We start from the raw sequence: 12,912 nt of genomic DNA on the forward strand, positions 1-12,912 counted from the left end.
GGCGTTCGTGTTGGATCGGGCAATGCGCAACCCGAAAACGCTCCGATACAGGGACTTCTACGCGAGGTCGCCCAGTTCAGACGATGAGGAGTCCTCCTCCTAGCCCACAATCTGCAAAGGAGGATTATCCTCGTATTCAGCGCGTTCGCCGACACGGTGAATTACCTCTATGACCAGCTGGCCGAACCGCTGGCAAACGAACTCGGGCTCGAATGCGCCATGGTGACGGGCGACGTCGCTCGGACTCATTCACTTAAGGTCAAGCGCACCACGTTCGACACGGCTCTTGCGCACTTCTCGCCTGTGTCGAAGGAACTGTCGGACGCGCGCAGGCGGCTCGGCGAGATAGACATCCTCTTCGCCACGGATTGCATCTCCGAGGGCCAGAACCTGCAGGACTGCGACTGTCTGGTCAACTACGACATCCATTGGAATCCGGTGCGCATCATCCAACGCTTCGGGCGCATCGACCGCCTAGGGTCAACCAACACGACGATCCAGCTGGTGAACTTCTGGCCGGATATCGAGCTCGACGAGTACATCCAGCTGGAAGGGCGCGTGAAGGGACGCATGGCGCTGCTGGATGCCAGCGCGACCGGCGAGGAGAACGTGCTCGAAGGAAAGCGCAACGACGAGATGAACGACCTGAAGTACCGCCGCCAGCAGCTCCAAGCGCTCCAGGAGGAAGTGCTCAACCTGGAGGACATGTCCGGAGGCATATCCATCACGGACTTCGCATTCGACGATTTCCGCGCGGAGCTGAAGCGCTACGTCCAGAATCATCCGGGCTTGCTGGAGAACTCACCATGTGGGCTCTGCGCCGTCACGCCCATTCCGCCGGAGCTTGCAGACGACGTGGAACCCGGCATCGTCTTCTGCCTGAAGCAGAACGACGAGAGTCGCGACCCCAAGGACACGAATCCGACGTTTCCCTACTATGTTATATACGTCACCGAGAACGACAGCGTGATGTCTCCGCACACGCAGCCCAAGGCGGCGCTCGACATCATGAGGGCAACCTGTGATGGAGAGGCGCAGCCCCTGCACGACCTCTGCAAGCGCTTCAACAGAAAGACAAAAGACGGTACCGACATGGCGCACGCGAACGCACTTCTCCAGACCGCCGTCTCAGACATCACGGGAGTGCAGGAAGCCAAAGGAATCGAGCAGCTCTTCTCTGTCGGAGAGGTCGGCGGCGGCGCTGTGCTCGGGTTCGATGATTACTCCATCGTGAGCTTCGTGGTGCTGATGTGAAGACGATTGCGTGGAACGACATATTGAAGCTGCCGGATGGCGCGCTTGCGGGAGAGCGGCGCGTCCCCAAGACGCAGCTGGCTGAACAGGCAAAGCTTGCCAAGGCATCAGCAACGTCCATCAAGCTTCTGGACAAGGTGCGCGACGTGCGGTTCTTCGCGAGCCTGAACAAGTCGAACTCCCGCATCCTGCCCGTGAAGGACGATGCCTACGGCATCGAATCGGTCATCTTCCTGACGTGCGGCCTGAATTCCACGACCGGGATAGCGGAGGCGCTGCGCATGGTGCATGGTTGCTTTCCGAACCCTACGGTGATCCTTGCGGAGGGTTTCGCGAACTCAGGCAATGCAGTCTCTGCCGCTCTGCGGCGCAAGAGCTTCGCGGAACACGGATCCTTCGTGACAGAGAAGATCTACTCCAGCGGGCCGTTCAAAGCGGAGAGTCCTGAATACGCGCCCTATTTGGAGCGCCTGTCGTTTGCGACGCTTCCGCAAACTACCTTGTTGGATTATCTGGTTGCTTTGGGCGACAGAACTCTGCTGGCGCGTTCCGTGAAAGTCCTTGGCTTCTACCCAGTTTGCAAAGATGCAGACGCTGGCCTGCTTATGGGACACGTGAAAGAGATGAATGCGCTAACGTCGAAGATTAACGAATTGAAGGATGCGAAGAAGTCGAAGGACGCCACGCTTGCGGATACGACGAAGCTTCGCGTTGAGATGAGAAAACTGGAGCGACAACGCGAAAGCGTTATGGATGAGATAAAGGAGATATGCCGATGACCAAGGAATTTGGGGTCAATTTAGCCGGAAGAGTAAGTAACTTCGAGCTTGCTCAAAGTGAGGTTTTATTTCCTTTGTATGAGAGCATCGTAAACTCTATTCAGGCAATAGAGGATCGGCGGCTAGAAGACGTAAGCTTCAGTGGTGGCAAAATAGTTGTTGAGATCGAGAGAGGCATACAGCTTCCTCTTGATGATCTGCCTACAGCAACCGTCTCCGGTTTCTGCATTCGTGACAACGGTATTGGATTTAATGGACCAAACTTCGAGTCTTTTCTTCAATCGGATTCTACATATAAAGCGTCAAGGGGCGGCAAAGGCGTGGGTCGGTTCTGCTGGCTAAAGGTGTTTCAAAACGCAGATATAGAGAGCAATTATTTGGAAGGCGATGAAAAATACAGCCGCAAATTCCGTTTCAACCTTTCTGCATCCACCTTAGATGATGATAGCGTTGAAGAGCCTACCGGATCGATAGGAACCATCGTGCATCTATTCGGATTGCGAGCTGAATACGCCAAATCCATGCCCATTGAGTTTGAAGAAATTGCTGGTGCCGTAATCCATCACTGTGCTCCATTTTTCCTCCTCGACGATTGCCCACAAATTGTATTTGTCGATGGAGATAAGGAGCTTGATCTTAACGAGGCTTTTGCGAAGCTGTTTAGCGATAAAGGCGAGACGCGAAGTTTTGAAATTGCTGGATATACATTCAGTCTAATCGGTCTTGAAATGCCTATAGATGATATAGGCAAAGTAAAACTAGACAAAACAAATCGGGTGATGTTCTGTGCTAACAATCGGTGCGTAGATGAGTTGAAACTAGATAGCAGTTTCAACGGACTAGGCTCTCTACTAAAACAAAAGCATTCGCTCTACTTTATCGGAATCCTGACGAGCGAGTATCTCGACATGAAAGTTAATGCAAATCGACTCTCTTTTTCTTTTGTCGAAGAAAATAGTCTGTTTGAGAGCATTGAGCCGAGTCGAAAAGAAATTGATTCGAAAGTTGAGGAGTGTGTAAAAGACATCCTAAAAGACTATTTTGACGAAGCAGTAAATGAAAGAGAAGAGGCAGTAAGGAAATATATAACTGAGGAAGCACCTCAATATAAACCGCTAATGAAGCACTTGCCTCAAGCAATAGAAGGAATCAAATTTGGTTCAAGTGTTAGCAATATCGAGGACAGCCTCCATGATGCGAAACGTCAGCTGGAGAAGGATATTGCAAAGGAAAACGATGAGCTATTGGTTAAGATCAACAACAACTCTCTTTCCAGTGAAGACTACGAACACGAGTTTGCTGAATGCACGAGAAAACTTGTCGATATAAACAAAGCCTCCCTTGCGGAATACATTGCACATCGAAAGGCAGTACTGCAATTATTCGAAGCCAGCTTAAAGAAGAGGCCAGACGAAAAATACGAACTCGAAAAATTCCTTCACGAACTCATTTTTCCCGTTCGTGCCACTTCTGAAGATGTATCTTACGAAGCTCACAACCTCTGGTTGATTGATGAGCGTCTTACATACAGCCAATATTTAGCTTCTGATATCTCACTTGGCGCTAGCGCTGGCAAAAAGAGGCCGGATTTATTGCTTCTGGATCACCCTGTTCTTGTTTCAGACGAAGATGGACCTGGTCATACTTTTGAGTCGATATCGATTTTTGAGCTCAAACGACCCATGCGTGACAATTACGATGGAAAAGACAACCCTATTGATCAGCTGCAAGAATACGCAGAAAAAATCAAAGAAGGTAATGCTATTGATGCAACGGGTCGCCCTATTAGGGTAAATGAAAATACACGAATCTACTTATATGCGGTCTGCGATGTTCCTGCGTCTTTAGAAAAAATAATGCGGCGCCGAAATTTCAAACAAACGCCCGATGGTCTTGGTTGGCATGTATATGTTGATGATTTAAATGCCAGCATCGAAGTGCTTCCCTATGACAAGATCCTTGCCGATTCGAAGATGAGAAGCAGGGTATTTTTTGAAAAACTCGGTCTTTAAATTGAGGAGTACATAGTGAGTGATATCGAAAAAGTGGACTTGGAATCGAAAGATTTGGTTGCTGAGCGCGTTGAGCGGCTGAAGGCGCTGTTTCCGGAGATTGCCGTCGAAGGCGATGGCTCAATCGATTTCGAGAAACTGCGGCTTATTCTGGGAGACGAGGTTGATGAAGGGCAGGAGCGCTACGCCTTCACCTGGCCTGGAAAAGCAGATGCCATTCGTCAGGCGCAAATGCCTTCAACTGCTACCCTTCGTCCCGATGAGGATGCAAGCGTCGATTGGGGCACCACTGAGAACCTTTATATCGAGGGCGATAACCTTGAAGTGCTGAAGCTCCTGCAACGCGGCTACCACGGCAAGGTGAAGATGATCTATATTGATCCTCCCTACAACACCGGCCATGACTTCGTGTACAAGGACAGCTTCCAGGACTCGGTTGAAAATTACAAAAAGCAAGCTGGATTGAGCGGGCAATCCAACGCAGATACAAGTGGGCGCTATCATTCCGACTGGCTCAGTATGATGTACCCAAGACTGAGGCTTGCACGAGAACTACTTTCTGAAGATGGGATCATTGCCATTTCAATTGACGACAACGAATTGAATTCGTTGCGTTTCATCTGCGATGAGGTATTTGGTGCCCCAAATTTTATTGACACAATAATATGGAAGAAGCGCTACGGAGGCGGACCAAAAGAAAAGTATTTAGTAACACTTCAAGACTATGTGTTGATATATGCAAAAGACTTATCAGAAATTGATGACATCACTGTTCCTTTAACGGATGAGTCTATTCAAAGGTATTATACAAAAACTGATTTGAATTTCGAGAAAAGAGGGCCCTACAGGACTCACCCTTTGGAGGCAAATAAGACTCTTGATGCTCGTGAAAACCTTGTATTTCCCATAACAGCTCCAGACGGAACGAGCGTTTGGCCAAAACGCCAATGGCTGTGGAGCAAGGAGCGCGTTCAAAGAGCTTTAGAGAACAATGAAATTGAATTTGTGAGGAGCATTGATGGAGGATGGAGTGTTCAGACAAAACAGTATCTCAAGCTCGAAGATGGCACCGTTCGAAGAGGCAAATTGCAATCAATAATTGATGATGTTTTCACACAGCATGGAACAAATGAAATACTGGATATTTTTGGCGATGCAAAGATATTCTCCTATCCAAAACCAACTAAGTTTCTGATAAAACTATTCGACATGATTCCAGAAAAGTCAGCTCTCTTTTTGGATTTCTTCTCGGGATCCGCGAGCTCAATGGATGCACTGATGCAAATGAATCTGAATGATGGCGGAACCCGAAAATGCATCTGCGTTCAGCTGCCCGAAAACTGTGCTGGAAACAAAAAAGCTGAGGAATTAGGTTTTGACAGTCTTTGTAAAATAGCCGAAGAAAGAATTAGGCGAATTGGAAAACGCATCGCAACTGAAGTCGATGCATCTAACGCACAGCTTACATTAACCGGCGAGTTAAAACCCCTCCCGGATATCGGTTTTCGTGTGCTCAAGCTCGACAGCTCCAACTTCGACCAGGTGGAGGGCGGCGCACTTGTCGACAACCTCATCAAGCCCGGTCGCACCCATGACGACATCATCTTCGAGATGATGCTCAAATGGGGCCTTGAGCTGTCGCTTCCCATAGAGAAGACGGAGGTTGCAGGGTACCCCGTCACCTCGATCGCTGCCGATGAGCTCATCTGCTGCATGAATGACGGGCTCACTGTCGAGGTGCTGGAAGCAATCGCCGCGCTTGAGCCCAAGCGCGTGTTCTTCCTTGATTCTGTTCTCACCGACACCATCAAGCTCAACGCCGCGCAGATATTCAAGCGCGTCGGCGACAAGCTCGGTTACGAGATAGAGCTGAGGACGGCGTAGTCATGGCAGATTTGCAATTCAGATACGCATCCGACCAGAGTCATCAGGTTCAAGCCATCGACGCCGTGGTCAACCTGTTCCAAGGGCAGGAATTCCTTTCCCGCGAATTCTCTGGCAACACCAGCTTTGGTGCGCAGGCAACGTTCGCGGTCGGCCACGCGAACGGCATCCGCGTCTCACCTCGCCAGCTTGCTGACAACCTACATGGCATCCAGGAGGAGAACTGCCTCGCCCGAACCGAGGAGCTCACGGACGGACACCTCCGCGACTTCACCATCGAGATGGAGACGGGCACCGGCAAGACCTACGTCTACATCCGCTCGATCTACGAGCTGCACAAGAAATACGGCCTCACCAAGTTCATCATCGTGGTGCCCTCCGTGGCCATCCGCGAAGGCGTGATCAAGTCTTTCGAGAGCACCAAAGCGCATTTCGAAGAGCTCTACGATCGCACGCCGCTCGACGTGTTCGTCTACGATTCCAAGAGCATGGGTGCGGTCGGCAACTTCGCGCTGTCAAGCTCCATCGAGGTCATGATCATCAACATCCAGGCCTTCAACAAGGAGTTCTCCAAAGACGGCGAGGAGAACAAGGGCAACCTGTTCCACCGCAGGAGCGAGCGGCTGATTGGCGGGCGTAGCCCTCGCGAGCTCGTGGCTGAGTGCAACCCTATCGTCATAATCGACGAGCCGCAGAGCGTGGATAACTCCAAGCAGGCGAAGGCCGCCATCAAGAGCCTGAACCCGCTCTTCGTGCTGCGCTATTCGGCCACCCACAAGGAGCCTTACAACATGCTCTACCGCCTGACGCCAGTGGACGCCTTCGACCAGCACCTGGTGAAGGGAATCTGCGTGGACTCGGTGCGCTCGGCCGAGGATCTGAACGGAAGCTACGTGAAGCTGGACTCCGTGCAGGCAAACGGCGGCTCCATCAAGGCGAAACTTACCATAGACGTGCGCGACAAGAAGGGTGGGCAGAAGCGGAAGTCCGTCACATGCGCGACCGGCAACGACCTGTTCGTGAAGAGCAACGAGAACCCCGACTACGAGGGCGTGCGCGGCGGCTGGGTAATCACCAATATCTCTGCCCAAGAGGGAAACGAGTTCATTGAGTTCCAGAACGGCGAGTACCTGGAAGTCGGAGAGGCTGTGGGCAATGTGGCCGACGAAGCCGTGAAGCGCGCCCAGATCCGCCGCACGATCATCGACCACCTGCAAAAGCAACTGGAGCTATATCCCTTGGGCATCAAGGTGCTCTCGCTCTTCTTCATCGACAAAGTGGAGAAGTACCGCGTCTACAACGACGACGGCTCCTGGAGCGCGGGAGGGTACGCCCGCATATTCGAGGAGGAGTATGCCGATGAGGTGAGACACGGCTCGTGGAGACGGCGTTACGAGAAGAAGGGCGTGCCGCTGCCCATAGATCCGGCTCCTCTGCATCAGGGCTACTTTTCCATGGACGGCAAGGGGAAGATGAAGGACACCTCCGGCACGACCGCTGCCGACACCTCCACCTTCGAGGCCATCATGCAGTCCAAGGAGCGTCTGATCAGCTTTCCCGACGGCAAGGACGACGTGAAGGACATCTCGTTCATCTTCAGCCACTCCGCGCTCAAAGAGGGCTGGGACAACCCGAACATCTTCCAGATATGCACGCTCGTGGACAGCGGAAACGAGTTCACCAAGCGTCAGAAGATCGGCCGCGGTCTTCGTCTGTGTGTGAACCAGCAGGGCGAGCGCAGCCACGATCCGAGCGTGAACGTCCTCACTGTCATTGCCAACGAATCGTATGACGAGTTCGCGCGCGGGCTCCAAAAGGAGTTCGAGAAGGACGGCTACAAGTTCGGCATCCTCACGCCGGAGTCGTTCACCAAGATCATCGTCGAGAAGGAAAACGGCGACGAGGAGATGCTCGGCTTCGAAGGGTCGAAGGCTCTCTACGAGTACTTCCTTGATACTGGGATGGTCACCGAGAAAGGCGCGATAACCCCCGAGCTCAAGCACGCCGTTGAGTACCACATCGTAGAGCTGCCACCTGAGTTCGAGCCTGTCAAGGAACAGGTAGAGGCCATTATCTCCAACAAAGCAAAGAAGCTCGTCATCAAGGACAAGAGCAACGAGGTGACGGTGGAGCTCAAGAAGGACGTTACCGACGAGCCCGCCTTCCAGGAGCTATGGGAGAAGATTCGTAAGCGCACGCGCTACGAGCTTGAGGTCGATACCGACAAACTCGTCGAGAAAGCCATCGAGGGAATCTCTCACATGCCCGAGGTGCGCCCCGTCGAAGTCATCAGCTCGCGCGCCGATCTCTCCATTGACGAAGCGGGCATCGACACTTCCATGACCGGAACCGCCATCGTGAAGACGTCCGCGATCCGCGCCTATGATCTTCCCGACCCAATCTGGGAGTTGCAGGATGCGGTGGGTCTCACGCGCTCCACGATCAAGCGCATCCTTGAAGGCTGCAGCCGCTTCGATGAGTTCGCGATCGACCCTGCCACCTTCCTCACCCAAGTTGCAGCTAAGATCGATCGTGCGAAGTTAGAGGTGCTCTCCAAGGGGATCAAGTACACGAAGCTCCCCGAGAGCGACTGGTACACCATGGAGGTGCTCGAGGTTGAGGATCTGACCGCCTATCTTGGCCAGAATGCCTACGAGCCTAAGCACAACAAGTCCATCTACAGCTATGTCGTGTACGACTCTTCGACTGTTGAACGCCCATTTGCCTACGACCTCGACATGGCCGAGGACGTGAAGGTGTTCGCGAAGCTGCCAAACAGTTTCACCATCGACACGCCGGTTGGCTCCTACAATCCCGATTGGGCTTATGTGTCCGAGGACGAGTACGGCGGTAAGCGCGTGTTCTTCGTTGTGGAGACCAAGGGCGGAGGCAACATTGATCCAGCTACACGCCCGCGAGAGGCCGCAAAGATCGATTGTGCCCGCAAGCATTTTGCTGCGCTGGATGATGGTGTGACCTACAGCGTGCGAACAACATATGCGGTAACGAGCGTTTGGTAACGGAGGATTTGCTTATGGAAGATCGCATGTCGTTAAACGAAGAAGGCGGCCACCTAGGTATCGAAAAGCTATACAACGATATTGTATGGACACATAAGATCCATGAGGAACAAGCCGACATCTATTCAATCAATGGGAATAGGCTTCAAATAGCAAGTATAGCGTGCATCGCAATCACAGCAGTACTCTCAGGCATCAGTATAGGGGTTGATTTCATATGGCTTAATATCTCAGCAACCGCATTGGCTTTAATTGCAGCATTTGTGGCTATCTACAGAGAAGCTAAGCCATTTGATGTCCTTGTTTGCGATCATTCGTCTTACGCCAAGGATTATCTCCGCCTTCGTGAAGATTTGACTTCGATATTAACAAAAAAGCGCATTGATAAGGATGCTATCGATTGCATTCGTTGTAGATACGTGCAGTTATGCGAGCATGCGCCGCGTACAACAGACAAAGCAGTAAAGAAAGCCGAAAGTGCGATAAACGACAACGAAGAAAAGCTATTCAGGGAATGCTTTGGAGCGATTGCGTCAAAAGAAGAATAGGCAGAACACATGAATCACAAAGAAACATTCGAAGCGTTCTTTGACGATATTCACATGAAGGACGTAACTGAATATGAAGACGACCTCGGCGGAGTAATAAAGAAGCTTAATCAACACTACTATGACAGTAACGACGCAGAATCCAATCGAGTGATAGTTGGTTCCGTTGGCCGAGGTACGGCAGTAGATGGATGCAGCGATCTTGATGTTGTGTTCAAGTTGCCCGGCGAAGAATACAGTCGTTACGACAACCGCGAGGGGAATGGACAAAGCGCTTTGCTTCAGGACGTGAAGAAGATTCTTAAGAGCAAGTATCCCAATACAGACATCAAAGGCGATGGTCAAGCGGTTGTAATATCGTTCACCAACAAACCCTATACGATAGACCTAGTGCCAGCATTTGAGCAAAGCGACGGAAGTTTTAAGTACCCAGATACGAATGATGGTGGTTCTTGGAGAACAACAAAGCCAACCCCCGAGCAAGATGCTTGCAAAATTGCTAACGCTGAAACGAGCGAAAACTTTACGAGGGCGTGCAACGCTCTGCGCATTTGGAAGGAACATATAGGTTTGTGCTTTGGTGGGTTGCTGATCGATACGCTTGTCAACAACTATAGAGACGACATTGAGCTTGGAAACGTTGCTTTTGAGGATTATTACAACGTGCTTCAAGAAATATTTTCTAAGCTGAAATCCGAGAATCCAGAGCAAAGTTATTGGTTAGCTTTAGGGAGTAAGCAACATGTAGAGAATAAAGGTAGAGGGGCTTTTGTGAGAAAAGCAAAGAAAGCATACGACAAGCTCAATAACGCGAAAAACGAACTGGAAAAAGAAGAAGCATTAATTGCCCTTCTCGGCAATCGTTTCGAAGAGTGCATTGTTGGCAGCGAGAGTCAAGCACAAGAAAATCGGTGGGCTGAGCAATATGGAAGCACCGATACAGAAGAGTTCATTGAAAGCAAATTTCCTGTGGAAATCAGGTATTCCGTAAAAATTGATTGCGGTGTTACGCAAAAGGGATGGAGGCCACGGAAGTTATTGGAAATGCTTGCAGAAGGCGTTTTTTTGCACAAGGATAAAACTCTTGATTTTGAGATAGTTGAATGCACAGTGCCTAAGCCCTATGACGTCTACTGGAAAGTGAGAAACGTTGGAGAAATAGCTCATAGAAAGAATCAAATTAGGGGCCAGATTGAGAAAGGTCCGAATAAGACCAAGCACCGTGAGAGAACACATTTCTCGGGCCCTCATTTTGTAGAATGCTATATTGTGAAGAATAGGAAATGCGTTGCTCGGGATCGAATCGATGTTCCGATTAAGGCCGAATAACTTAAAACAAACTTTCTTTTCTGGGTTATAGGCACAAAGCACGGTGTTTATGAAATCTGTAGCGAGCGCTTGTACGTTGTCGTAATACACGATGACCGAGCCGAAACTCTGAAAGAACCCCAGACTCATCAATGAATATCCGGAGATCGGAGAAGACGGTGATCCTTGATGCAGAAATTACGGGAGATATCCCCACCACAGGGATCGAGTATCCGACCGATTGCTGATAGCAAGTTAAAGGATGAAGAAGGTACATGACGCACAAAGGCATCACGGGTGGATCTCTGGGGGCATATGAAACCTCTCCCGCGTGGCATAAGAGACAAAAGAAGAGGGCAAAGCGCTACGAGGAATACTGCAAGCGAAAATCGGGCCCGATGAAAACAACGAGAATAGGATCCCCAGAAAAGCACGAAAGCATTTCAAGAAACACAGTCACGAACCAAAACAGGCGAAAAGGAGCAGCGAATGACTCCGAATAGGCATGACATCTGGAGTGGTCCCATCATTGGGTACGGAGATGCATCCAGCATGTCTGCGGGAGGGAGATTCGAGCATCCTGGCAATTTCGAATACGATCCCCAAGCCGAAAACGCAAAGAGAGCTTCGAAGGGCAAAAGCCCCAAGAATAGAAGCCCCATAACCAAGCAGCACTCTCGCGCAAACAGCAGTGCGGCTGGAGAGCACAAAACCGCAAAGACTAAGAGCTGCTATCGGACGAAAATAAATATTCTTGAACAGCAGCTCGCCAAAGCAGCAAGGGATAAGACCATGCGTGCTGATGCTGCAAAACGGTTGCGTTATCTACAAACTTGCTTGATGCGATTGACTCTTGCTCTTTCAACCCACACCGGTGATGCAGAGGAGTACTTGAACCTCGTGGCAAACTTTCCGTTCGATGAGGGCTATGCAATTATCCATGAAGCCGGATGCGTAATAGTGAAAAGCGACTCGAGCAAGCATCTTTGTCTTAAAGCGGTAGCATCCGAAAGCAAACTGACCTTAGGTCTTTCTGGCGGAAAAAATTACTGGATCCATAGGGTCGAAGCGACTTGCTGCGACGAATACATCGGCAGAACTTGGCATATTATTGACCTGTGGTAACGATCTCGCGTCTGATATATTTCATGGTCGAGAAACCATCCCAAGTATCTCAAAGGAGGGGCTGTGCATGCCAAAAGACAACATTTTGTCCCGCAGTTCTATCTGAAAAACTTCGCAAAGGCTAATGGGGACTTATGGATTTGCAGGCGCAGATCAGAAGCCAAAAGCTCTGCTGTCTTCAAAAGCAACGCCAGAAAGATCTGCGTCGAAAATAACTTATACGAAATCCCCTCAATGAATACCCCGGAACAAAAGTTCATAGAATGGGGAGCAATTGAAGCTGCTCTTTCGCGAATGGAGAGCACGTTCGCGCTCTCCGTAAAGCATCTCGCCGAATACGACCCCGACAAACCGGACACCTCATCGGAATCGCTCTGGGAGCATCTTTCTATCGTGATAGTCTTCACCGCAAACCTGATCGTACGCAATCCGAAGTGGATCAAGACAAGAAGAAAGCTTGCCGAGTCTTTGACGCGTGATTTGCTTTCCCGGGGCTTCTTCTCTCCGAACGATCTATTCGAATTGGGAAAAAATGGCTATTCGTCCGATTTGCAAGGTATCGTTGAGCTGAGTATCCAGCATGCCGAGCTGCTCAACTTCAATGATCGATCTTCCACAATGAAACTAGTCGAAGAGTTCAACAAGATGAGCGTGATCCTCTTGCGGGCACCCGATAACGCTAGCTTTATCACATCATCTTTTCCCGTCACCGCAAGCTGGACCGACGAAGAAACCGAAAATCCCGATTGGCTCTATCTTCCCCTTAGCGCAACATCCGCCCTGATATTCCACGAAGAGCGCCAGCAGAATTTCTTTTTTAGGCGAATATCAACCGAAGAAGTGGATGAGCTCAACGTTATTGGAGTCAGGTTAAATCAGCCACACCCAAGTCGGAGATAAATCGCCAATCCCGGCCAATTTAATTTCGCCAATACGCCAGTGATTCTAGTTGCGATTTACCTTTGCCTTCTGCTGCCTTATG

At 50.4% G+C, this 12,912-nt stretch carries 9 protein-coding genes; all 9 read left to right on the forward strand.

Features of this window, described 5'->3' with window-relative positions:
- The first annotated feature begins 126 nt into the window (after nt 1-126).
- The 9 genes from NE591_RS11970 to NE591_RS12010 all read left to right on the forward strand — a co-directional run bounded on the left by NE591_RS11970 (nt 127) and on the right by NE591_RS12010 (nt 12,830).
- Nucleotides 127-1,254, forward strand: coding sequence for a C-terminal helicase domain-containing protein (locus tag NE591_RS11970; protein ID WP_371130593.1), 1,128 nt, complete (start codon nt 127-129; stop codon nt 1,252-1,254).
- Nucleotides 1,251-2,033, forward strand: coding sequence for a DUF4391 domain-containing protein (locus NE591_RS11975; protein ID WP_173111980.1), 783 nt, complete (start codon nt 1,251-1,253; stop codon nt 2,031-2,033). Before NE591_RS11970 ends, NE591_RS11975 begins: the two co-directional genes overlap by 4 nt.
- Nucleotides 2,030-4,045 carry a hypothetical protein gene (locus tag NE591_RS11980; protein WP_256156722.1) on the forward strand — a complete coding sequence of 672 codons (2,016 nt, stop codon included), beginning with the start codon at nt 2,030-2,032 and terminating at the stop codon, nt 4,043-4,045. Before NE591_RS11975 ends, NE591_RS11980 begins: the two co-directional genes overlap by 4 nt.
- A 15-nt stretch (nt 4,046-4,060) precedes the next feature.
- Entirely contained in the window at nt 4,061-5,929 is a 1,869-nt protein-coding gene (locus NE591_RS11985; protein ID WP_173111966.1) for a site-specific DNA-methyltransferase, read from the forward strand.
- A gap of 2 nt (nt 5,930-5,931) precedes the next feature.
- Nucleotides 5,932-8,949, forward strand: a complete 3,018-nt coding sequence (locus NE591_RS11990) for a DEAD/DEAH box helicase family protein (protein WP_173111963.1) — start codon at nt 5,932-5,934, stop codon at nt 8,947-8,949.
- Nucleotides 8,950-8,963: 14 nt separating this feature from the next.
- Nucleotides 8,964-9,497 carry an SLATT domain-containing protein gene (locus tag NE591_RS11995; protein WP_173111960.1) on the forward strand — a complete coding sequence of 178 codons (534 nt, stop codon included), beginning with the start codon at nt 8,964-8,966 and terminating at the stop codon, nt 9,495-9,497.
- Between the two features lie 9 nt (nt 9,498-9,506).
- Nucleotides 9,507-10,826 carry a nucleotidyltransferase gene (locus tag NE591_RS12000; RefSeq protein ID WP_173111957.1) on the forward strand — a complete coding sequence of 440 codons (1,320 nt, stop codon included), beginning with the start codon at nt 9,507-9,509 and terminating at the stop codon, nt 10,824-10,826.
- Between the two features lie 468 nt (nt 10,827-11,294).
- Nucleotides 11,295-11,930, forward strand: coding sequence for a hypothetical protein (locus NE591_RS12005; RefSeq protein ID WP_173111953.1), 636 nt, complete (start codon nt 11,295-11,297; stop codon nt 11,928-11,930).
- A gap of 63 nt (nt 11,931-11,993) precedes the next feature.
- Nucleotides 11,994-12,830 (forward strand): DUF4238 domain-containing protein, encoded by an 837-nt coding sequence (locus NE591_RS12010; RefSeq protein ID WP_173111950.1) that lies wholly within the window; start codon nt 11,994-11,996, stop codon nt 12,828-12,830.
- Nucleotides 12,831-12,912: the final 82 nt, after the last annotated feature.

The organism is Adlercreutzia sp. DFI.6.23 (assembly GCF_024462535.1).
GTDB classification, from domain to species: domain Bacteria; phylum Actinomycetota; class Coriobacteriia; order Coriobacteriales; family Eggerthellaceae; genus Adlercreutzia; species Adlercreutzia rubneri.

What these genes read in the sequence shown, in the direction of transcription:
- NE591_RS11980 (WP_256156722.1), top strand. Translation starts at nt 2,030, where the DNA reads ATGACCAAGGAATTTGGGGTCAATTTAGCCGGAAGAGTAAGTAACTTC.
- NE591_RS11990 (WP_173111963.1), top strand. Translation starts at nt 5,932, where the DNA reads ATGGCAGATTTGCAATTCAGATACGCATCCGACCAGAGTCATCAGGTT.
- NE591_RS11995 (WP_173111960.1), top strand. Translation starts at nt 8,964, where the DNA reads ATGGAAGATCGCATGTCGTTAAACGAAGAAGGCGGCCACCTAGGTATC.
- NE591_RS12000 (WP_173111957.1), top strand. Translation starts at nt 9,507, where the DNA reads ATGAATCACAAAGAAACATTCGAAGCGTTCTTTGACGATATTCACATG.
- NE591_RS12005 (WP_173111953.1), top strand. Translation starts at nt 11,295, where the DNA reads ATGACTCCGAATAGGCATGACATCTGGAGTGGTCCCATCATTGGGTAC.